This window comes from Quadrisphaera sp. INWT6 (assembly GCF_015390235.1).
In the GTDB taxonomy this organism is placed as follows: Bacteria; Actinomycetota; Actinomycetes; order Actinomycetales; family Quadrisphaeraceae; genus Quadrisphaera.
On record NZ_VUOH01000004.1, the window covers coordinates 312,412 to 332,596 of the forward strand.

Annotated in this window: 21 protein-coding genes; 8 read left to right on the forward strand and 13 right to left on the reverse strand. The window is 77.1% G+C overall.

The genetic code is table 11. From position 1 onward, the window contains the following. The first annotated feature begins 125 nt into the window (after nt 1-125). Nucleotides 126-908 (forward strand): hypothetical protein, encoded by a 783-nt coding sequence (locus tag F1641_RS13980; protein ID WP_194906558.1) that lies wholly within the window; start codon nt 126-128, stop codon nt 906-908. A 29-nt stretch (nt 909-937) separates the two neighbouring features. On the opposite strand, the gene F1641_RS13985 is transcribed toward F1641_RS13980, so the two are convergent. Further along, nucleotides 938-1,984, reverse strand: a complete 1,047-nt coding sequence (locus F1641_RS13985; RefSeq protein WP_194906560.1) for an aldo/keto reductase — start codon at nt 1,982-1,984, stop codon at nt 938-940. 397 nt (nt 1,985-2,381) lie between these two features. Between F1641_RS13985 and F1641_RS13990 the strand changes: the two genes are divergently transcribed. Next, a complete protein-coding gene (locus F1641_RS13990) occupies nt 2,382-3,047 on the forward strand; it encodes an HD domain-containing protein (RefSeq protein ID WP_206691188.1) in 666 nt (221 codons plus the stop codon). On the opposite strand, the gene F1641_RS13995 is transcribed toward F1641_RS13990, so the two are convergent. Next, nucleotides 3,037-3,915: a LysR family transcriptional regulator gene (locus tag F1641_RS13995; protein ID WP_194906562.1), complete on the reverse strand. Its 879-nt coding sequence runs from the start codon at nt 3,913-3,915 to the stop codon at nt 3,037-3,039. The two genes, F1641_RS13990 and F1641_RS13995, sit on opposite strands and share 11 nt — an antisense overlap. A gap of 87 nt (nt 3,916-4,002) precedes the next feature. Between F1641_RS13995 and F1641_RS14000 the strand changes: the two genes are divergently transcribed. From F1641_RS14000 to F1641_RS14015, 4 genes are read left to right on the forward strand one after another with little or no spacing between them, the layout of a single operon-like run. Further along, nucleotides 4,003-4,752 (forward strand): aspartate/glutamate racemase family protein, encoded by a 750-nt coding sequence (locus tag F1641_RS14000; RefSeq protein WP_194906564.1) that lies wholly within the window; start codon nt 4,003-4,005, stop codon nt 4,750-4,752. 9 nt (nt 4,753-4,761) lie between these two features. After that, nucleotides 4,762-5,820, forward strand: a complete 1,059-nt coding sequence (locus F1641_RS14005) for a zinc-binding dehydrogenase (protein WP_194906566.1) — start codon at nt 4,762-4,764, stop codon at nt 5,818-5,820. Next, nucleotides 5,817-6,191: a TraR/DksA family transcriptional regulator gene (locus F1641_RS14010; protein ID WP_194906568.1), complete on the forward strand. Its 375-nt coding sequence runs from the start codon at nt 5,817-5,819 to the stop codon at nt 6,189-6,191. The genes F1641_RS14005 and F1641_RS14010 overlap by 4 nt, the downstream gene beginning before the upstream one ends. Then, a complete protein-coding gene (locus F1641_RS14015; RefSeq protein ID WP_206691189.1) occupies nt 6,188-6,643 on the forward strand; it encodes an HIT family protein in 456 nt (151 codons plus the stop codon). Before F1641_RS14010 ends, F1641_RS14015 begins: the two co-directional genes overlap by 4 nt. Here F1641_RS14015 and F1641_RS14020 read toward each other — a convergent pair whose 3' ends face one another. Beyond that, entirely contained in the window at nt 6,644-6,976 is a 333-nt protein-coding gene (locus F1641_RS14020) for an STAS domain-containing protein (RefSeq protein WP_194906570.1), read from the reverse strand. A 49-nt stretch (nt 6,977-7,025) separates the two neighbouring features. Between F1641_RS14020 and F1641_RS14025 the strand changes: the two genes are divergently transcribed. Next, nucleotides 7,026-7,337, forward strand: a complete 312-nt coding sequence (locus F1641_RS14025) for a DUF1905 domain-containing protein (protein WP_194906572.1) — start codon at nt 7,026-7,028, stop codon at nt 7,335-7,337. Nucleotides 7,338-7,352: 15 nt separating this feature from the next. Here F1641_RS14025 and F1641_RS14030 read toward each other — a convergent pair whose 3' ends face one another. The 4 genes from F1641_RS14030 to F1641_RS14045 form a co-directional block, all read right to left on the reverse strand. Beyond that, on the reverse strand, nt 7,353-9,527 hold the full coding sequence (locus F1641_RS14030) for a DEAD/DEAH box helicase (protein WP_219729560.1): 2,175 nt from the start codon (nt 9,525-9,527) through the stop codon (nt 7,353-7,355). 71 nt (nt 9,528-9,598) lie between these two features. After that, complete coding sequence (locus tag F1641_RS14035; protein WP_194906576.1) at nt 9,599-10,180, reverse strand: dienelactone hydrolase family protein; 582 nt, start codon at nt 10,178-10,180, stop codon at nt 9,599-9,601. A 98-nt stretch (nt 10,181-10,278) separates the two neighbouring features. After that, entirely contained in the window at nt 10,279-12,504 is a 2,226-nt protein-coding gene (locus tag F1641_RS23340) for a S9 family peptidase (RefSeq protein WP_194906578.1), read from the reverse strand. 9 nt (nt 12,505-12,513) lie between these two features. Beyond that, entirely contained in the window at nt 12,514-14,802 is a 2,289-nt protein-coding gene (locus F1641_RS14045) for a SpoIIE family protein phosphatase (protein ID WP_194906580.1), read from the reverse strand. A gap of 121 nt (nt 14,803-14,923) precedes the next feature. On the opposite strand from F1641_RS14045, the gene F1641_RS14050 reads away from it, so the two are divergent. Further along, the gene (locus F1641_RS14050; RefSeq protein ID WP_194906582.1) at nt 14,924-15,406 is read left to right on the forward strand and encodes an ATP-binding protein; all 483 of its coding nucleotides are present in this window, start codon (nt 14,924-14,926) and stop codon (nt 15,404-15,406) included. 12 nt (nt 15,407-15,418) lie between these two features. Here F1641_RS14050 and F1641_RS14055 read toward each other — a convergent pair whose 3' ends face one another. The 6 genes from F1641_RS14055 to F1641_RS14080 all read right to left on the reverse strand — a co-directional run bounded on the left by F1641_RS14055 (nt 15,419) and on the right by F1641_RS14080 (nt 20,149). Further along, entirely contained in the window at nt 15,419-15,862 is a 444-nt protein-coding gene (locus F1641_RS14055) for an OsmC family protein (RefSeq protein ID WP_194906584.1), read from the reverse strand. A gap of 84 nt (nt 15,863-15,946) precedes the next feature. Continuing rightward, on the reverse strand, nt 15,947-16,927 hold the full coding sequence (locus F1641_RS14060) for an acetamidase/formamidase family protein (RefSeq protein WP_194906587.1): 981 nt from the start codon (nt 16,925-16,927) through the stop codon (nt 15,947-15,949). A gap of 18 nt (nt 16,928-16,945) precedes the next feature. After that, nucleotides 16,946-17,524 carry a nitroreductase family protein gene (locus tag F1641_RS14065; protein WP_206691190.1) on the reverse strand — a complete coding sequence of 193 codons (579 nt, stop codon included), beginning with the start codon at nt 17,522-17,524 and terminating at the stop codon, nt 16,946-16,948. A 46-nt stretch (nt 17,525-17,570) separates the two neighbouring features. Next, the gene (locus tag F1641_RS14070) at nt 17,571-18,440 is read right to left on the reverse strand and encodes a DUF1206 domain-containing protein (RefSeq protein WP_206691191.1); all 870 of its coding nucleotides are present in this window, start codon (nt 18,438-18,440) and stop codon (nt 17,571-17,573) included. After that, nucleotides 18,404-19,222, reverse strand: coding sequence for a DUF1206 domain-containing protein (locus F1641_RS14075; RefSeq protein WP_194906589.1), 819 nt, complete (start codon nt 19,220-19,222; stop codon nt 18,404-18,406). The genes F1641_RS14070 and F1641_RS14075 overlap by 37 nt, the downstream gene beginning before the upstream one ends. Nucleotides 19,223-19,240: 18 nt before the next feature. Further along, nucleotides 19,241-20,149: a glycerophosphodiester phosphodiesterase family protein gene (locus tag F1641_RS14080; RefSeq protein ID WP_194906591.1), complete on the reverse strand. Its 909-nt coding sequence runs from the start codon at nt 20,147-20,149 to the stop codon at nt 19,241-19,243. Nucleotides 20,150-20,185 lie beyond the last annotated feature (36 nt).

Below are 20,185 nucleotides of genomic sequence, written 5' to 3' on the forward strand. Positions count from 1 at the left end.
AGCGAGTCGCGTCGCTACTGCACCAGCCCTCCGCGCTACTCGCCTTCCGCGTCGAACGCCCGTCGGAGCGGACGGTCTCGCGTAGACGGGCGCGCCGTTGCGCCGTCCGCCGCTACTCTCGTCCCGTGGACGTCGTCGAGGTGCTGCGCCGGGCTTCGGACGTCGTGGAGCGGGCCGGGGTCCCGGCCGACCTCCGCCCGGTGGCCTTCTCCACCGCCGTCGACCTCCTGATGAAGGACCCGTCCGCGGCCTCGCGCCCCATCGCCCCCTCGCTCCCGGCGCCGCAGCGCTCCCGCGAGCCCGAGCCGCGCGAGGCCCTCGACCTCGAGGACGAGGAGCCCGCCGAGGAGGTGCCCGCAGCCTCGGTGAGCCGGCTCGGCGCCCGCCCGAGCCACCGGCCCGTCGACAGGCCCCTCGACAGGCCGGCGCCCTTCCAGGGCTTCGGCGCCCGCTCGTCCGGCCGCAGCGACCGCCTCGTCAGCGTCGGCCCGACCCGCGGCCCGGCCCCCGCCGGTGACGACCCGTGGGGCCACATCGCCGACGCCCTCGGCGTGCGCCCCGAGCTGCTCGACAGGGTCTGGGAGGAGCGCGGGGGCCGCCTGCAGCTCGCCGGCGACCCCTCCCGCCTGGGCCGCACCCGCGCCCAGCGGGTCGGCACCGCGGCGGTCCTGCTGCTGGCCGCGCTGCGCTGGAGCGGGCAGGACGGCGGGGAGCCCGTGCCGGACGCCGTCGTCCGCGCCGAGGTCGAGCGCCTGGGGCTGCTCGACACCGGCAACTACACCAAGCACCTCGCGGGGCGGCGCCACCTGCTGTCGGTCAGCGGCTCCGGCCGCACCGCCACGTACAAGCTCCGCTACGACGGCCTCGAGGAGGCCCGCGCGGTCGCGCAGGCGCTCCTCGAGGACTGACCCGCCCCTGAGGCCCCGGGAGGGCCCCGTCAGCTGGCGCGGCCGCCGGTGATGGGACGGGTGCGCTGGACGACCGCCGCCGCGCCGTAGGGGTAGTCGCCCACCTGCGGGCGGCTGGCGGCGTCGAGGCGCTCCAGCTCGCCGGCGTAGAGAACCAGGTCAGCGGCCCCGAGGTTGTCGGTGAGCTGCTCGGTGGTGCGGGCGCCGAGGATCACCGAGGTCACCGACGGCTGCTGCGACAGCCACGCCAGGGCCACCTGCGCCATGGAGGCGCCGCGGGCGGAGGCCACGGCCTCGACCGCGCCGACGACGTCCCAGGTGCGCTCCTGCGCCGAGCGGGGGCCGTAGGCCTCCATGCCGCGGGCCGGGTCCTCGCCGAGGCGGGTGGCGCCGGTGGGGGCCTGGTCGCGGCGGTACTTCCCGGTGAGCCAGCCACCGCCGAGCGGCGACCACGGCAGCAGCCCGAGGCCGGCGTCGAGGCAGGAAGGCACGACCTCGAGCTCGACCTCTCGGGCGAGCAGGTTGTACTGCGGCTGCAGCGTCACCGGGACCGACAGCCCCAGCTCGCGGGCCAGGGCCACGACCTTCTGCACCTGCCAGCCGGTGAAGTTCGACAGGCCGACGTAGTGGACCTTGCCGGCGCGGACCGCGTCGTCGAGGAAGCGCAGGGTCTCGTCCAGCGGCGTCAGGCCGTCCCAGGCGTGCACCTGGTAGAGGTCGACGGCCTCGACGGAGCTCCCGAGGCGGCGCAGCGAGGCGTCCAGGGCGCGGGACAGGTGCCGGCGCGAGAGGCCGACGTCGTTCGCGCCGGTGCCGGTGGGGAAGCGCCCCTTGGTCGCGAGGACGACGCGGTCGGTCACGTCGGCGGGCCGGGAGGCGAACCACCGGCCGATGACCTCCTCGCTGACGCCGTCGTTGTAGACGTCGGCGGTGTCGACGAGCGTGCCGCCCGCCGCCACGAAGGCGTCGAGCTGGGCGTGGGCGCCCTCCTCGTCGGTCTCCTTGCCGAACGTCATCGTCCCGAGCGCGTACGCCGACACGGCGCACCCGCTGCGTCCCAAGAGCCTGGTCTCCATCACCCCACCCTGCCCCGTGCGGACCGTCCGCGCCCCCCGCGAGCGCCCCGACCTGCGAGTCAGTGAGCGTTGCGGTGCAGTACCAGCGCGTCAGGACCGCGTAGCCACCACCCGTGTGTTGCGTGTTCGTGACATGACTGGCACCCGTGTAGCGCGTCGCACCGACGTGAATAACACGCGACGGGCGCGTCGTGACGTCGTGAACCACACGCGCGGAACGCGTAGGGCGGACCTGAACGACACGCGCGTGGTGCGTCACCACGGCATGAACCACACGAGCGCGACGCGTCACCGGTACCTGAACCACACGGGTGTGACGCGTCCTCGCTGGTCAGCCCGTCGATCATGGGGCGTCACCCCCTTCCGGTCGCGCGCGACCCGGTCTAGGGTCCGTCGGGTGCCGCGCACCACCCCCCTCCTCGGTGACGCCTCCCGCCCCGGCGAGCTGGTCGGGCGGGCCCGGCTGCTCTCCGCGCTCCTGCTCTCGTCGAGCGGTGACCGCTGGCAGCACACGCGCTCCGTGGCCCGGCGCGCCCGCGAGGCCGTGCCCGCGGTGACGCCCACCGGTGGGCAGCGCGCGGGCGAGGTGCTGGTCGCCGCCGCCTGGCTGCACGACATCGGCTACGCGGCGCCCCTGGTCGACCACGGCTTCCACCCCGTCGACGGCGCGCAGCACCTGCGCTCCACCGGGTGGCCCGAGGAGGTGGTGGCGCTGGTCGCCCACCACTCCGGGGCCCGCTTCACCGCCGCCGAGAGCGGGCTGGGCCACCTCCTGGACGGCTACGACGCCGACCTCGGGCACCGCTCCCCGGTGGCCCAGGCGCTGGTGTGGGCCGACCAGACCACCGGCCCCGCCGGTGAGCTGGTGCGCGTGGAGGAGCGCACCGCCGAGGTGCTGCGCCGCCACGGCCCGGACAGCGCGCAGGCCCGCTGCGCCGCGGAGCGCGTGCCCGCCCTCCTGCACGACGCCGCCGCCACCGAGGCCCGGCTGGCTCACCTGGTGGGCCGCGAGCGGTGCTCCCCGGCCTGCGCCCACGAGGGCGTCTGGTACCTCACGGCCTGACGGCGCGCTCCAGCTCTGCCACCACTGCCGCGACCGCGGGCACCCGCTGGGCCTCGGGCCGCAGCAGCACCTCGACCACCCGCTCGTCGACGCCCGCCAGCGGGCCGTGCGCCGTCCCCGCCCGCGCTCCCGCCAGCAGCGCCCACGTCGGCAGGAGCGCCACCCCGAGACCGGCGGCGACCAGCGCCTGCACCGCGGCGTGGTCGTCGGTCTCGTGCCGGACGTCCGGCACGAACCCGGCGGCCGCGGCGCAGCGCACCAGGTGCGCCCGGCAGCGCGGGCACCCGGCGATCCACGGCTGGTCGGCCAGGTCGGCCAGGTGCTGCGGCAGCGGCCGCCCCGCGGGCACGACGGCGTGCACCGCGTGCTGGCCGACGGGGCGGCGCACCAGGTCGCCCGGGGGCGGCTCGGGGTCTCCCCGGTGGCGGAACACCAGCGCGACGTCGACGTCACCGGCGCGCACGGCGGCCTCGGCCTCGGGGGGCTCGAGCTCGGTGAACCTGACGGACAAGCCGGGCGCCCGCGCGGCGAGGGCCGCCAGCGCCGGGGGCAGGACGGCGACGGCGGCGGTGGGGAAGGCCGCCACCGCCACCCGGCCGCGCACCAGGCCGGCGAGGGCCGCCAGGTCGTCCTCGGCGGTGCGCAGCACCGCGGCCAGCGACGCCGCGTGGCCGGCGAGCACCCGGCCCGCCTCGGTGAGGGCGCTGCCGCGGCCCTGGCGGACCAGCAGCGGCGCACCGGCCTCGGCCTCCAGGCGGGCCACCTGCTGGCTGACCGCCTGCTGGGTGGTGCCCAGGCGCGCGGCGGCCGCGGTCAGGGAGCCGGTCTCGCCGACGGCGTGCAGCACCAGGAGGCGTCGGGGGTCCACGCGAGCAGCCTCCCACAAGCAGCGCTTGTGCCCGGTCTGGTGACCGCGGGCCTGGTGGCTGCACGCCGCGCACCCCACCGTGGAGGGATGAACACCACCTCGACGTCGACGATCGGCGTCCTCGGCGGCATGAGCTGGGAGTCGACCGCCCTCTACTACCGCCTCGCCAACGAGCTCGTCCGCGACGCCCGCGGGGCCGCCTCCCCGCTCGCCAGCGCCGACCTGCTGGTGCGCAGCCTCGACTTCGCCGGCGTCCGCGAGCTCCAGCTCACCGACCGCTGGGACGAGGCCGCCGAGCTCCTGCGGCGCGAGGGGCTCGCCCTCGCCGACGGGGGAGCGGGCGTCGTCCTGGTCGCCACCAACTACATGCACAAGGCCGCCGGGCCGCTGGAGCGCGCCCTCGCCGAGCGGGGCGCGCGGCTGCTGCACCTGGCCGACGTCGTCGCCGACGCCGCGCTCGCCCGCGGCGCGCGCACCGTGGGCCTGCTGGGCGCGGGCGGCACCATGACCGAGCCCTTCTACGCCGAGCGGCTCGCCGCTCGCGGCGTCGACGTCGTCGTCCCCGACGCCGCCGGGGTCGCCCGCGTCGACGAGGCCGTCTTCGGCGAGCTGTGCGCCGGGGTCTTCTCCGACAGCACGCGCGCCGCCGTCGCGGCGGTGGTGGCCGACCTGGTGGAGCGCGGCGCCCAGGCCGTCGGGCTGTGCTGCACCGAGCTGGAGCTCCTCGTGCGCCCGGAGGACTCGCCCGTGCCGCTGCTGCCCTCGGCCCGCCTGCACGTCGAGGCCGCGCTCGCGGCGTCCGGGCAGGTCGCTGGAGGTGTCGCGGGCCAGCAGTAGCCTCCCGCGGTGCGCGCGCTGCAGTACACGGCCTTCCACGGACCCCTCGAGCTCGTCGACCTGCCCGACCTCGAGCCCGCCCCCGGGGCCGCGGTCGTCGCCGTCGAGGCGACGGGCCTGTGCCGCAGCGACGTCCACGCCTGGGCCGGCCACGACGGCGACGTCACCGCCAGCGCCGACCGGCCCCACGTCCCGGGCCACGAGCTGGTGGGGCGGGTGGCCGCGGTCGGCACCGGGGTCGACCCCTCGTGGGTGGGGCGCCGCGCGACGACGCCCTTCGTGTGCGCCTGCGGCCGCTGCGCCGAGTGCCGCAGCGGTGACGGCCAGGTGTGCAGCGCGCAGACCCAGCCGGGGTTCACCCACCACGGCTCCTGGGCCGAGCAGGTGCTGGTGCACGACGCCGCGACCAACCTCGTCGAGGTGCCCGACGACGTCGACGCCGGGGCCGCGGCCCTCCTCGGGTGCCGCTTCGCCACCGCCCACCGGGCCCTCGCCCAGCTGGCCCGGGTGCGCGCCGGCGAGGTGGTGCTCGTGCTGGGGTGCGGCGGGGTGGGCCTGTCCGCGGTGATGATCGCCGCGGCGCTGGGCGCCGACGTCGTCGCCGCCGACGTCGACCCGGCCGCGCTGGAGCGCGCCACGGCGCTGGGGGCGGCGGCCGCCGTCGTCACGCGCGGACTGGCACCGGCGGAGGTCGCCGAGGCCGTCCGCGGTGTGCGGCCCGCCGGCGCCGCCGTCAGCCTCGACGCCGCCGGGCGCCCCGAGACGATGACCGCGGGCCTGCTGTCGCTGGCGCGCCGCGGGCGGCACGTGCAGGTGGGACTGCTCGCGGGCGACCCGGTGGTGCCGGTGCCGCGGGTGGTCAGCCACGAGCTCTCGCTGCTCGGGAGCCACGGCATGGACGCCCGCGCCTACCCCGAGCTGCTGGGCCTGGTCACCAGCGGGCGGCTCGACCCGGCCGCGCTCGTGGAGCGGTGGCTCCCGCTGTCCGACGCCGCGGGGGTCGAGGCGCTGGTGCGCGCGATGGACGCCGGCACCGCCCCGGCGGGCGTGACGATGCTCCGGCCGTGAGCACGGCCGACAGCACCGCCGACAGCACCGCCGAGGTCGAGGCGCTCCTGCGGGCCGAGCGCGCGGCGGCCCTCGCCACCGTGCGCGACCTCGACCGCGTGATCGCCGGGGTGGTCGAGGCCACCGAGGGCGCCAACACCGACGACGAGCACGACCCCGAGGGCGCCACCATCGCCTTCGAGCGCGCCCAGGCGAGCGCCGTCCGCGACCGGCAGCTGGCCCGCGTCCGCGAGGTCGACGAGGCCCTCGCCCGCGTCGCGACGAGCACCTTCGGCACCTGCGCCCGCTGCGGCGGCCCGATCGCCCCCGGCCGCCTGCTGGCCCGCCCGACGGCCACCCGCTGCATCACCTGCGCCGCGCTGGGCAGGTGACCGGGGTGCCCCAGGACTACAGCCCGCGCGGCTCGGACCGGCCCTGCGTCTTCTGCGCGATCGTCGAGGGTCGCTCGCCCGCCCACGAGGTGCACCGCAGCGACCGGCTGGTCGCCTTCCTCGACGTCCACCCGCTCTTCCCGGGGCACGTGCTGGTGGTGCCGACCGTGCACGTGCAGACCTACGACGAGCTGCCCCGCGACCTCGCCCAGGAGTGGCTCGACACCAGCCAGGCGCTGCAGCGCGCCGTCGAGAGCGCCGCCGGCGCCGAGGGCGCCCTGCTGCTCCTCAACAACGTGGTCAGCCAGAGCGTGCCGCACGTGCACCTGCACGTGGTGCCGCGCTCCCGGGGTGACGGGCTGCGCCTGTTCCTCGGACCGCGGCAGCGCTACGCGCCGGGTCAGGCCGAGGAGGTCGCGGCGGGGATCCGAGCAGCGCTCCAGCTCGGCTGATCAGCCCTCGACCAGGTCGGTGATCCGGTCGGCGCCGAAGAGCTTGAGCGCGGTCAGCGGCTGCTTGCTCGCGCCGACCACCCGGAGGCGGTGGGGGCGCACCAGGCGCGCGACCTGCGCCACCAGCCGCATGCCCGAGGAGTCGAGGAAGGTGACGGCGCTGAGGTCGACGACGCGGACCCCGGTCCACGTCGAGAGCTCGGCGAGCGCCTCGTCGCTGACGGCGACGTCGACCTCCCCGGTCATCACGAGCACCTCGGGCCGCTCCGGCGACATCGACACCGAGCCGTAGGGCCCCACGGGTCCCTCGGGCGGTCGCGGATCGTGGTGCACCGCGCCATCTTGCCAACCGCCCGCCGCGCCGCTGCGGCAGGCTGGATGCATGGGCGGTGGAGGCACGCGCTACGAGTTCGACGCCGAGCTGTGGCGCTGGGAATCGCGCACCGACGAGTGGGTGTTCGCACGGCTGCCGCTGGACGCCTCCGACGAGATCGCCGACGTGCCCCGCCCGCGCGCGGGCTTCGGGGCGGTGAGGGTGCGCGTCACCCTCGGCGGCAGCCGGTGGACGACGTCGGTCTTCCCCGAGGGCCGCGAGGGCGGCGCGTACGTGCTCCCCGTGAAGAGGTCGGTCAGGACGGCGGAGGGCGTGGGCCTCGGCGACGTCGTGCGCCTCGCGGTGGAGACCCTCGGCTGACGTCGGCGGCGGGCCTCAGGTCCGCTTGAGCAGCGCCAGCGGGTAGACCGGGCCGCTGCCCGCCTCGCGCAGCAGCGCGCTCGCCACGGTGAGCGACCAGCCCGAGCGGGTGGTCGCGTCGACCAGCAGCAGCGGCGCCCCGCCGGAGGCAGCGACCGCGTCACGGCCCTCGTCGGACAGCTCCAGGCGGGCGAGCGCGGTCGCGGCGGCGGCAGACGCCGGGGCCGGGCCTGCGCCCTCACGGGTCGGCGGCTCCAGGGGCGCCCCGGGCACGGCGGCCAGCGCTGGCACCACCCGCAGCCGGCCCACCTCGCCGAGGTGCTCGGCCAGCCCCCGCGCCACGGCCTCGCCGGCGGACGAGCCCGGCAGCCACGTCACCCACGCGGGCCGTCCGGCCGGCCACCCCCAGCGCGACAGCGTGCGCACGCAGCCGTCGAGGACCTCCTCGCTGAGCGCCCCCGAGCGCAGCACGTCACCGACGGCCGCACCCCAGGCCGGGTCCTCGCCGATGGCCAGCGCCCGGCCGGGCTCGGCGCGGGCCCCCTCGGCGATGCGCCCGCGGCGCCCGAGCGACTGCACGCCCGAGGGCCACATCTTGCGGGGCTCCAGCACGGTGGTCTGGCTGCGCAGGTGCCGCAGCGCCACGGCCGCCAGCTCCGGGTCGACGTCCAGGCCCGGGGCGGGCAGCGCGCCGGTGCAGGCCGAGCAGCGACCGCAGTCAGCGGCGCCGTCGTCGTCGAGCTCGGCGCGCAGCAGGCGCAGCAAGCAGGGCTCGCTGCCGGGGGCGGCCTGCGCCGGAGTGGCGGCGTAGCGGCGCATGACCGCCTGCTCCGCGCGGCGGGCGGCGGCGACCCCGGCGATCCGCTCGGCGTCGTAGTGCCACGGCTCGCCCGTGGTGCGGTAGCCGCCGGCGACGCGCTCGACGGCGCCGTCGACGTCGAGCACCTTCAGCAGGGCCTCCAGGCGCCCGCGGCGCAGGCCCGCCTCGACCTCGAGCTTGGGCAGGCCCACACCCTCCTGCCCACCGCTCAGCCTCTCGAGCGCGTCGACCACGCGGCGCACCACCGGCTCGGGCGGGAAGGCGGTGGAGTCGAAGTACGCCCAGATCCGCTCGTCGGCGGCCGTCGGCAGCAGCACCCCGACGGCGGCGCCCAGCGCGCGGCCGGCGCGGCCCACCTGCTGGTAGTAGGCCACCGGCGAGCTCGGCGCCCCGAGGTGGACGACGAAGGCCAGCCGCGGGTGGTCGTACCCCATGCCGAGGCTGGAGGTGGCGACCAGGGCGCGCAGCTCACCGCTCAGCAGCGCCGCCTCCAGGCGCTCGCGCTCGGCCGGGTCGGTGGCCGAGGAGTACGCGGCCACCGCCTGGCCGCCCCCCTCGGGGGAGGCGAGGAACTGCGCCAGGCGCTCGGTCTCGGCGACGGTGAGCGTGTAGACGATGCCGCTGCCGGCGCTCTCCCGCAGGAACTGCGCGGTCCACGCGTACGCGTGCGCGACGTCGGGGGTGGGAACGACCGACAGGGCCAGCCCCTCCCGGTCCAGGGGCCCGCGCAGCGTCAGCGCGGGGGTGCCGTCGGCGGAGAGCTGCGCGGCGACGTCGGCGGAGACGCGGGAGTTGGCCGTCGCCGTCGTCGCCAGCACCGGCGTGCCCTGCGGCAGCCCCGCGAGCACCGAGGCGAGGCGGCGGTAGTCGGGGCGGAAGTCGTGGCCCCAGTCGGAGATGCAGTGCGCCTCGTCGACCACGAGCAGACCCAGGCGCGGCGCGAGCCGGGGGAGCACCCGCTGGCGGAAGCCCACCGAGTTGAGCCGCTCGGGGCTGACCAGCAGCACGTCGACCTCGTCGTCGGCGATCTGCTCCTCGATGCTCGACCAGTCGTCGACGTTCGCGGAGTTCAGCGTCACCGCCCGCAGGCCCGACCGCGTGGCCGCGGCGACCTGGTCGCGCATGAGCGCCAGCAGCGGCGAGATGACGAGCGTCGGCCCCGCCCCGCCGACCTCCGCGTGCCGGCGGCGCAGCGCCGTGGCCACCCAGTACACGGCCGACTTGCCCCACCCCGTCCGCTGCACGACGACGACGCGCCGGCGCTCCTGGACCAGCGCGCTGATGGCGGCCCACTGGTCGTCGCGGAGGCGGGCGCCCTCACCCGCCAGGGCCCGCAGGTGCTGCTCGGCGGCGTCGCGCAGGTCGGTCACAGCAGGAGTCGCAACGTCCGTCACGGGGGACCACTCTGCACGCCGCCACCGACAGCGCCCCCGGACCTCCGTCAGACGGCGGCGAGGAAGGCCCGCACCCGCTCCAGGAGCAGGGCCGCGGCGACCGGGTCGTAGGACGGCAGCGAGGAGTCCGCGAACAGGTGCTCCTCCCCGGGGTAGGTGAACAGCTCGCCCCGGGGAGCCGACGCGACCAGCTCGCGGGCGGCGGGCAGGTCCTCCAGGAAGAACTCGTCGGGGTCCTTGCCGTGGACCTGGACCGGCACCTCCTCCGGCCAGGAGGTCCCGAACTCCGAGACCGGCAGGCAGGAGTGCAGCAGCAGGGCCCCGCGGGCACCCGGACGGATCTGCGCCAGCTGCTGGGCGATCGTCACCCCGAACGAGGAGCCGGCGTAGACGAGCCCGTCGCCGGTCCCGTCACCGAGCCCCCCGGCCGCCGCGGCGCCCCGCTGCCGGAGCAGGTCCAGCCCGACCGCACGGGCGTGGGCGAACCCGTCCTCGAGCGAGCCGAAGGTGCGGCCGTCGAACAGGTCGGGCGCGTGCACGACGTGCCCGTCCTGCCGCAGCGCGTCGGCGAAGCCCCGCACCCCCGCGGTCAGCCCCTGGATGTGGTGGAACAGCACGACCTCGGCCACGAGGGCGAGCCTGCCGCACCCCGGCCCGGGGGGCCAGGCGCGTCGTGGCGCGACGGCGTCCACGCGGACCGGAGGTCAGCCGCGAGCCGCACTGACGCTCAGGCCAGGCCGAGCACGTCCAGGGCCCAGGCGTCCTCGAAGGCCCGCTCGCGCCACGCCTCGTAGCGCCCCGAGCGGCCGCCGTGCCCGCCGTCGACCTCCGTCTTCAGCAGCACCTGCGGCGCGCCGTCGCCGGAGAGCAGGCGCATGCGGGAGACCCACTTGAACGGCTCCACGTACAGCACCCGGGTGTCGTGGAGGCTCGTGGTGACCAGCACCCGCGGCCAGGTGCCCCACGCGGGCGAGCCCCCGGCCGGGAGGTTCTCGACGGGGGAGTAGCTCTTGATCAGCGCGTAAGCCGCGGCGTCGCGGATCGGGTCGCCCCACTCCTCCTGCTCGGGGACGGTCAGGGGGAGCGACTCGTCGAGCATGGTGGTGAGCGGGTCGACGAACGGCACCGCCGCGCTCACCCCGGTGAACAGGTGCGGCGCGAGGTTCAGCGCCGCCCCGACGAGCAGCCCGCCCGCCGAGCCCCCGGACGCCACCAGCCGTGAGGGGTCGACGAACCCGGCGGCTCCCAGGTGCTCGGCGACGGCCACGAAGTCGGTGAAGGTGTTCCGCTTGTGCGTGAGCTTGCCGTCGTCGTACCAGTGGCGGCCCATCTCCCCGCCGCCGCGCACGTGGGCGACGGCGAAGGCGACGCCCCGGTCGAGCATCGACAGCCGCGACGTGGAGAACCACGGGTCGAGGCTGACCTCGTAGCTGCCGTAGCCGTAGAGGTACCCCGGGGCGGGCTCGCCGGCGGCCGCCACCGACGCGCGGCGCACCACCGAGACCGGCACCCGGACGCCGTCCGGGGCGGTGGCCCAGGTGCGCTCCTCGACGTAGTCGGCCGCGTCGTACCCGCCGAGCACGGGGGTCTGGCGGCGCAGCAGCACCTCGCCGTCGGACGGGCCGCCCGACAGGTCGAGGTCGACCACGCGGGTCGGCGTGGTCCACGAGGTCTGCTGCAGCCGCAGCAGCGGGGCCTCGAACGACGGGTTCGACGCCACGCCGCTCGAGGCGAGCGCCGTCGGCGACGCCACCTCGACCGGGGCGCCGAGCGTCCCGTCGGGCTGCACGCGCAGGACGGCGACGCGGGGGGTCGCCTCGCGCCGCCACGACAGCGCCACGTGCCCGGCGAACGCGTCGACGTCCTCCAGGCGCCGGCCCTCCTCGTGGGGCACGATCACCCGCCAGCGCTCGTGCGCGCCCTCCCCGACGTCGGCGGGGTCGAGCTGGGCGAGCTCGAAGTCGGGGGCGCCGTCGTCGTGCAGCACCAGGAGGACGTCGTGACCGCCGAGCACCGCGTGGTCGACGTGGTGCTCCACGCCCTCGCGGCGGCCCGCCACGGAGAGGGGCTCCTCCCCGGGGGCGCGGTCGACGCCGCCGGCGTCGAGCAGCCACACCTCCGAGGTGGTCTTGGACCCGCTGGACAGCACCAGGTACCGCCCCGAGCGGGTGCGCCCGACGCCGAGCCAGTACCGCTCGTCGTCCTCGCGCAGGACGACGGCGTCGCCCTCGCCGTCGGGGGAGCTCTCCCCGACGACGTGGCGGCGCACCTCGTGGGGGCGCCAGGCCTCGTCGACGGCGGAGTACAGCAGCGTGCGCGAGTCCGAGCCCCAGGTGGCGCCGTGGCCCAGCCCCGGGACGGCGACGTCGAGGTCGGCCCCCGTGACCAGGTCGCGCACCCGCAGGGTGAACCGCTCGTCACCGGTGGTGTCGGTCGACCAGGCGAGCAGCTGCCCGTCGGGGCTGACCGACGCCGCCCCGAGGGCGAAGAAGGCCTCCCCGCCCAGACGGGGCGCCTCGACGTTGCCGTCGAGCATGACCTGCTCGCCCGGCAGCGCGGACCCGTCCTCCGGCAGCACCGGCGGCGTCCACCCGTCAGGTCCGTCGACCGCGGAGGCTGCTTCGACGGCGACGCGGCACAGCAACCCGTACTGCTGCCCCTCGACCGTGCGCCGGTAGTACCACCACGCGCCGTCGCGGGCGGGCACGGACAGGTCGCTCTCCTGGGTGCGTCCCTTCACCTCCTCGAAGAGCCGCTCGCGCAGCGGCTCCAGGTGGGCGGTGCTGGCGGCGGCCCAGGCGTTCTCGGCCTCGACCAGCGCGCGCACGCGCGGGTCGTCGGTGTCGCGGAGCCACTCGTGCTCGTCGACGACGACGTCGCCGTGGTGGGTGCGCTCGACGCGCTCCCTGTCGGCGACGGGCGGGGCGGAGGGGGCGACGGGAGGGACGCTCACCCCCCGACCCTACGGAGTCCAGCCGACGGCGAGGACTGTCGTGTCGTCGGCGCGGGCCGAGACCGAGCGGAGCAGGCGGTCGCACAGCCCGTCGAGGGAGGCCACCGGTCCGCTGGCGGTCTCGAGCACCCGCTCCAGGCGCTCCTCCCAGCTGCTCCGCCGCTCCTCCACGAGGCCGTCGGAGTACAGGACCAGCGCCCCGCCGGCCTCCAGCCGGACCTCGCCGGCCTCGTACGCGGCGTCGTCGAGGAGCCCGAGCGCGGGGCCGGGGCTCACCTGGTCGACCAGGGCCGCGGCGCCGTCGGCCCCGCGGACCACCAGCGGCGGGTGCCCGGCCCCGGCGACCTGCGCGCGCCCGGTGGCCGGGTCGACCACCACGACGACGGCGGTGGCGAGCTCGCCGGCCATCAGGGAGGTCACGAGCTCGTTCAGCCGGTCGAGGGCCTGCGCGGGGTCGCGGGTGGCGAGCACGTGCGCACGCAGCGCGTTGCGCATCTGGGCGCTGATGGCCGACACCGCCAGGCCGTGCCCGGCGACGTCGCCCAGGACGACGGCGGTGCGGCCGTCGGGCAGCGGGACGATGTCGTACCAGTCGCCGCCGACGACGTCGTCGCTGTGCGGCACGTACCGCACGGCCAGGTCGAGGCCGGGGACGTCGGGCAGCTTCTCCAGCAGCAGCGTCTGCTGCAGCGCGGTGGCGAGCCGGTTGGTCCGCTCCACCTCGCGCAGCATCGAGTCGGACAGGTGCTGGGCGAGCCCGAGCGCGGCCTCGACCTCGTGCGGCGCCCACGCGGTGGCGGTGCGGCGCACCGTCTCGCTCCAGGCGTCGAAGGAGCGCCGCGGAGACAGGCGCAGGTGCCCGCCGCGGTCCTCGACGACCTTGGACGAGCGGGGGTCGCCGCCCCAGGTGACCTCGCGCAGCACCTCGGGGCGGAACCAGGCGACCAGGTCGCCGGGCTGACCGCCGACCACGGGTGCGGCGAGCACGCCGCTGGCCTCGGCCCAGGCCTCCTCGCCCAGCCAGGGGGCGTCGGCGGCGGCCGCCGAGGTGACCAGCGGGGTCAGCTCGCGGCCCTCCTCGAGGTCCGCGGCGAACCGGTCGGACAGGGCGGTGACCACGCCCTCGGGCGGGGTGGTGCCGAGCAGGCGCAGCTCGCCGTGCAGGCGCACCGCGACCCCGCCGCAGGGCACGAGGTCGGCGACGGTCACCTCCTCGCGGGTGAGCGCCTCCACCGGCAGGGCCAGGTGCTCGGCGAGCAGCTCGGTGAGGCGGGCGCGCACCCGCGCCGAGGCCACCACCTGCGCGTCGGCCTCGCGACCCACCACGGTCGGCAGCAGCAGCGACGCGGTGCGCCCCAGGAACTCCGCCGCGGTGCGCACGGGGACGCTCGGGCGGTGGGGCCCGGCGTAGTGGTGGCACGCGATGAGGCCCCAGAGCCGGTCGCCGTGGAGGAGAGAGATGGACATCGAGGCGGCGACGCCCATGTTGCGCAGGTACTGCAGGTGCACGGGGGAGACGCTGCGCAGCTGCGCCAGCGACAGGTCGAGCGGCTGGGCGCCGGCCGGTCCGGGGACCAGCGCCGGCTCCAGCGGCAGCGCCTCGTAGGTGGAGGTGGGGATGATCCGCAGCCACTGCCGCGCGTACAGCGCACGGGCCTGCGCGGGGATGTCGGAGGCGGGGTAGCGCAGCCCGAGGAAGGGCTCGAGGTCGTCGCGGCGGTCCTCGGCGAGCACCTCCCCGTTCCACTCGGCGTCGAAGCGGTAGACCATGACGCGGTCGAAGCCGGTGAGGTGGCGCACCCCCGTGGCCAGGCCCTCGGCGAGCCCGGCCACCGAGCGCGCGTCCTGCAGGCGGCGCAGCACCGGGGGCAGCTGCAGGTGCCAGGGGCTGCCGGGCCCCTCGTCGCCCTCGGCGGCCTCGAGCTCGACGACGGCGGTGCCGCCGTCGACCCGGTGGGCGACGGCGTGGTGCAGGCGGCCCGACCCGGACGGCAGCTCGACGGGGGCGGGCGTGCTGGCCTCCGCGTCCTCCCCGGAGGCGACGGCGCGCACCAGGTCGGCCAGCGGTCCCGACAGCTCCGCCAGGTCGCCGCCGGCCACCGCCTGCGGGCCGAGCGCGGCGGCGGCGCCCGCCGACGCGGTCAGCACGGGCAGGGCGCCCGGCGAGCGGGTGTCGACGGCCAGCAGGTGGCCGTGGGGCTGCACGCTGCCCGGCACGCGGATCGGCTCGTCGGCGCACGCCGCGGCCGCCGCCTCCAGCGCCGTCTCCTGTGCCGTCTCCTGTGCGGTGTCGGGCACGGAGCTCCAGCCGTCGTCGTCGGTCCGGCGCTCACGGGGCGTGGGGCGCTGTGCACGGGGCGTGCCGTGCCATCATCGCACCCTGCGCGCCAGCGCACCGGCCGACGACCTGGAGGATCCCGTGCACCTCAGCTACGGGCTCCGCCTGCCCACCGACGTGCGGCACGTGCCGGTGGTCCGCCACCTGGCCACCGCCACCCTGCGCGAGCTCGGGGTGCGGCGCGAGAGCATCGACGACATCGCCCTGGCGGTCACCGAGGCGTGCGCGAACGTGGTCCAGCACGCCGGCGCTGCGGCCAGCGGGCACAGCGACTTCGAGGTGCGCGTCTCGGTCGAGGGCGTCTGGTGCCGCATCGAGGTCGTCGACTCCGGGGCGGGGTTCGACCCCGAGCAGGCCGCGGCCGACGTCCGCGAGGAGGGGCCGATCGCCGAGCTGACGCACGGGCGCGGCCTGGGGCTGATGCGGGTGCTGATGGACGAGCTGCACTTCGAGCCGGGCGAGAACGGCACCACCGTGGTGCTGCTCAAGCGGCTCCAGCTGCGCGAGGGGTCGGTGCTGGCAGCAGAGGGCCCCGGCACCCCCGTGGGGGGCACCGGGGCCTGACCCGCTGGGGTCTCAGGACTCCAGCGACGCGTCGAGCGTGATCTCGACGCCGGTGAGCGCCTTGCTGACGGGGCAGCCGGCCTTCGCGTCGGCGGCGGCCTTCTGGAAGCCGGCCTCGTCGAGGCCCTCGACCTCGCCGACGACGGTCAGCTTGATGCCGGTCAGCTTGAACCCGCCGGCGGCGGAGTCCGGGCCGAGCGACACGTCGGCCTTGACCTCGAGCGACTGCGGGGTGCCGCCGGCCTGGGCGATGAGCGCGGACAGCTGCATCGCGAAGCAGGAGGAGTGCGCCGCGGCGATGAGCTCCTCGGGGCTCGTGGTGCCGTCGGCGTCGTCAGCGGCGCGCTTGGGGAAGGACACCGTGTAGGTGCCGACGCCCGAGCTGGTGAGCTCGACCTGGCCGGAGCCCTGCTCGAGGGTGCCGTTCCAGGCGGTGCGCGCGGTGCGGGTGGGCATTGGGTCTCCTCGTGGTTCGGGGCTGGTGCTGTGACCAGAACATATCGTGCACGACAGATCTCTGGCGACCCGGGGCGGGCGCCGTCAGCCGGCGATCTCCACCCTGCCCGGCGGCAGCACGGCGTGCACCCCGTGGACGCCGCCGTTGACCACCTGCGTGACGCGCAGGTCGACGGCGGCCGAGGCCAGCGCCAGCGCGCGCTGCCGGCTGAGGCCGTGGCGGGCGACCAGCAGGTCGACCACCCCGCCGAGGGCGTCGGCCGCCGCCTCGTCGAGCGAGGTGCCCGTGCCCAGCACCACGAGCCCCGCGGGGGCGGTGGCCCACGGCCGTCCGCCCGGCAGCGCCACCCCGCTGGCCCCGCCGCCGTCCCGGTGCAGCACGAGCTGCAGCTCCAGCAGCTCCAGCGGGCACTCCAGCGCCACACCGGCCACCTCGCCGTCGCCCTGCGCGGCGTGCCCGTCGCCGAACGAGAGCAGCGCCCCCGTCACCTCCACCGGCAGGAACAGCGCGGACCCGGCCACCAGCTCGCGGCAGTCGACGTTGCCGCCGGTGCGCCGCGGCGGCACCGTCGAGCGCGGCCCGGCGCCGGCCGGGACGGCGGGGCAGGTGCCCACCAGCCCCGGGAAGGCCCGGACCGCGACGGCGTCGCCGAACTGGTCGACGGCGCGGCGCCGCTCGGCGTCGAGCCGCCACACCAGCACCTCGCGGGGCAGCCCGTCGACGCCGGCGGCGCGGTCGGCGTACGTCTCCCGCGAGCCGGCGCCCGTCAGCGCCCAGGCGCCGGGACGCACGTCGAGGACGCGCACCTCGAGCACGTCACCGGGCACCGCGCCGCGCACGGCCACCGGACCGGTGAGCGCGTGGCCCGGGTCCCGGACGGGGTCGTGGGCGGCCCAGCGCTCCAGCACGCCCGACCGCAGCGCCTCCTCGGTCTGCTCCGGGGCGTGCCACCCCGAGTCGAGCGTCGACGCCGCGACGACGTCGCCGTCGTCCACCACCAGAGCGGGCTCCAGCGACGGGTCGAACCGCCCGTGCGGACGGGCGGGCTCGAGCAGGTGCCTCACCGGTGCCTCGTCCCGGTCTCAGGCCAGCCGCAGCACCAGCTCCGGCAGCGGCAGGCGCTCGCGGGCGGTCTCGCGCTCGCGGGTCCTCTCGTCGAGGACCGACAGGTCGCCCTGGCGCCCCACGGCCACCACGACGAGCGGCTCGACGCCGTCCGGGACGTCGTAGGCGGCGCGCACGGCGTCGACCTCGAACCCGCCCATGCTGTGCACCACGAGGCCGTCGGCCGCGGCCTGCACCGTCAGGTGCGCCAGCGCCTGCCCGGCGTCGAGGTCGGCCCAGCGCAGCTCCTTGCCCTCGGGGGTGGTCCGCTGCACCGCGACGAGCACCAGCGCCGAGGCGCTGGCGGCCCAGGCGCGGTTGAAGCCCATGAGGCTGTCGAACAGGACCTGGTGCTCCGGGGTGCCGCGCAGGGCCAGCGCCAGGCGCCAGGGCTGGGTGTTGCTGGCGCTGGGCGACCAGCGCGCGGCCTCCAGCAGGCGGGCGGCGGCGCCGTCGTCGAGCACGTGCTCGGGGTCGAAGGCGCGGGTGCTCCAGCGGGTGGAGAGCAGGGGGTGGATCTCGGAGCGGGTCTCGGTGTCGGTCAGGGTCACGGGCACGGCAACAGGCGGGTGACACCCGTTTGTTCCGGCTCCCGCACGTGCCCTACAGGTGGCCCAGGCGCGCCCTCACCGCCGCGTACACCCCGTACGCCGCGAAGCCCGTGCCGACCGCCACCAGCACCCCGGGCCCGGCGGGCAGCTCCAGCAGCGCGCGCAGCGCGGCGTCGAGCCCGCCGGCCTCGCGCGGGTCGTTGGTGGCGGCCGCCCCCACGAACAGCACCCCGACCACGCCGAGCGCCAGCCCCTTGGCGGTGTACCCGAGCACCCCGGCGACGTCGACGGCCATCCGCCCCGGGCCCTCGGGCAGGCGCACGTCGTCCCGGAAGCGCAGCCGCACCCCCTTGACCACGTGGTAGACCCCGACGCCCAGCACCGCCAGGCCCGCGGCCCCCACCGCCAGCGTGCCGAGGAGGTTCTCCATCAGCTGCTCGGTGACGTCGTCGCTGGTGTCCTCGGTGTCCGTCTCGCCGCCGGCGGCGTACGTCGCCGCCGTCACCACCACCGCGCTGTAGACCAGCCCCTTGGCGAGGTCCTTCACGCCGTCGCCGTGCTGGCGCCACCGCAGCTCCAGCGCGCCGTCGACCAGGTGCCAGACCGCCAGCGCCGCCAGCGCCGCGCTCGCCGCCCACAGCAGCACCTGCCCGCCCGGCGTGCCGGCCACCGCCGCCAGCGCCCCGCTCTGGTCGGCGCTGCCCCCGCGCACCCCCAGCGCCAGGCGGACCGCCAGCACGCCGATCAGCACGTGCAGCACGCCGCTGATCGCGTAGCCCACCCGCGCCACCGGCTCCAGGCGCTCCCGGGTGGCGCGCGCGCCGTCCTCGACGTCGTCGGAGACCTCGCCGTCGCCGTCGCGGTCGAGCAGGCGGCGCAGCGCGCTCAGGGCGAGCCCCAGCGGGCCCGCACGAAGCTCCACACCCCGTAGAGCACGAAGCCCGCGCCCACCGCCACCAGCAGCGCGACGCCGAAGGGCGCGCCCACCAGCGTGCGCATCGCCGCGTCGATGCCTCCGGCCTGGGAGGGGTCGGCCCGGACGGCCGCGACGACGAAGAGCACGCCCACCACGGCCAGCGCGACGCCCTTGGCGACGTACCCCGCGCGTCCCGCCCACAGGGCCCCGCCCGGGGGGCGGCCGCCCCTCCCACCGGCGCCGCCGTCGAGGTCGTCGCGGACCTTGCGGGAGCACCCCTTGTAGACGAGGTACCCGCCCCCGCCGAGCACCGCCAGGCCCACCGCCCCCACGAGCAGCACCCCGCCGGGGGAGGCCATGAGGGTCGCCGTGGCGTCGTCGGTGGAGCCCTCCGACGACGACGAGCCGCCGCGCGCGAACGTCAGCGCCGTCGCGGCGAGCGCCAGGAACACGACGCCCTTGCCGAACCCCTTCGCGGCGTCCCCCGCCTCGCGCGCCCGGGCCCGCAGCGCCCCGTCGAGCAGCTGCCACAGGCCGAGGGCGGCCAGGGCGACGACGGCGGCCCACAGCGCGAACGCCCCGAAGGGCGTGGCCGCGACCTCCCCGAGCGCCCCGCTGGAGTCAGCGCTCCCCGATCCGCTGCCCGACCCGCCTCCGAGCGCGATCCGCACCGCGAGCACCCCGATGAGCACGTGCAGCAGCCCCGAGACGACGAAGCCCGCGCGGGCCACCGGCTCGAGGCGGCGGTGGAGCTCCTCAGCGCTCTGCTCGGCGGACACAGCGCACATCGTGGCGCTGCGGCCGCCTCAGCGCGATCGCTGGGCCCCTCCGGGCAGGACCGCCGCCACGTCGGACACGACGGCGCCCGCGGCCCCCAGCGCGCGGGCCCGGTCGAGCTGCGCGGACGTCGTCAGCACGTGGGCCAGCACCGGCCTGCCGAGGCCGCGGACCTCCGCCCACCGGGCGTCGGGGGCGCCGACGTCGAGGCCGAGCAGGTCCCACGACGCCGCGGTCCGGGCCAGCAGCTGCGGGTCGGCGTCGAACTCCCTCGCCCAGCAGAAGCCCCAGCTGCGCCACCCCTCGCGGCGGGCCGCGGCGGCCCAGCCGGTGGTGGCCACCGGCGCCTTGGCCACCACCCAGTCCTGCGACGACGGCACGCGGCGCAGCGCGGTGACCAGCTCGCCGTGGAAGCGGGCCTCGACGGCCTTGGGGTCGACGAACAGCACCCGGCGTCCGCCCCACCGCTCCAGCACCGCCTCGAGCCGCGCGTAGGGCCGGGTGGGCTGCTGCGGGTCGCGCGTGCCGGCGGGGCTGATGCGGAAGGCGTTGACCTCGGCCCAGGTGCGCTTCGCCGCCACGAAGCCGGTGGTGCCCGACGTCCTGTCGAGGGTGCCGTCGTGCAGGCCGAACCACACGCCGTCGGCCGTGCGCGACAGCGACAGCTCCAGGGCGTCGGCCCCGAGGTCGGCGGCGCTCGCGTACGCGTGCAGCGACATCTCCGGCCAGTCGCGCGAGCCGCCGCGGTGGGCCACGACGAAGCCCGGGGAGGCCAGCAGGTCGTCGACGTCGGGCGCGGCCGGCGGTGCGGCAGCGGCGCCCGCACCCGCGCCCGCCGCACCCGCGCCCGCCGCACCGGCGGCGGCGCCGAGGGAGGCGAGGACGGCTCGGCGGCTCCAGCTGCTGCTCTGGGGGCTGATCTGGCCTCGGGGGTGCACGGTCTCGTCCTACCGGACCCCTCCGCTAGCGTCGAG

Bases quoted from the DNA above. Each gene is read 5' to 3' on its own strand.
- F1641_RS14025 (WP_194906572.1), top strand. From the start codon at position 7,026: ATGGGCGGTGGAGGCACGCGCTACGAGTTCGACGCCGAGCTGTGGCGC.
- F1641_RS14075 (WP_194906589.1), bottom strand. From the start codon at position 19,222: ATGTGCGCTGTGTCCGCCGAGCAGAGCGCTGAGGAGCTCCACCGCCGC.
- F1641_RS13985 (WP_194906560.1), bottom strand. From the start codon at position 1,984: ATGGAGACCAGGCTCTTGGGACGCAGCGGGTGCGCCGTGTCGGCGTAC.
- F1641_RS14055 (WP_194906584.1), bottom strand. From the start codon at position 15,862: ATGCCCACCCGCACCGCGCGCACCGCCTGGAACGGCACCCTCGAGCAG.
- F1641_RS14000 (WP_194906564.1), top strand. From the start codon at position 4,003: ATGAACACCACCTCGACGTCGACGATCGGCGTCCTCGGCGGCATGAGC.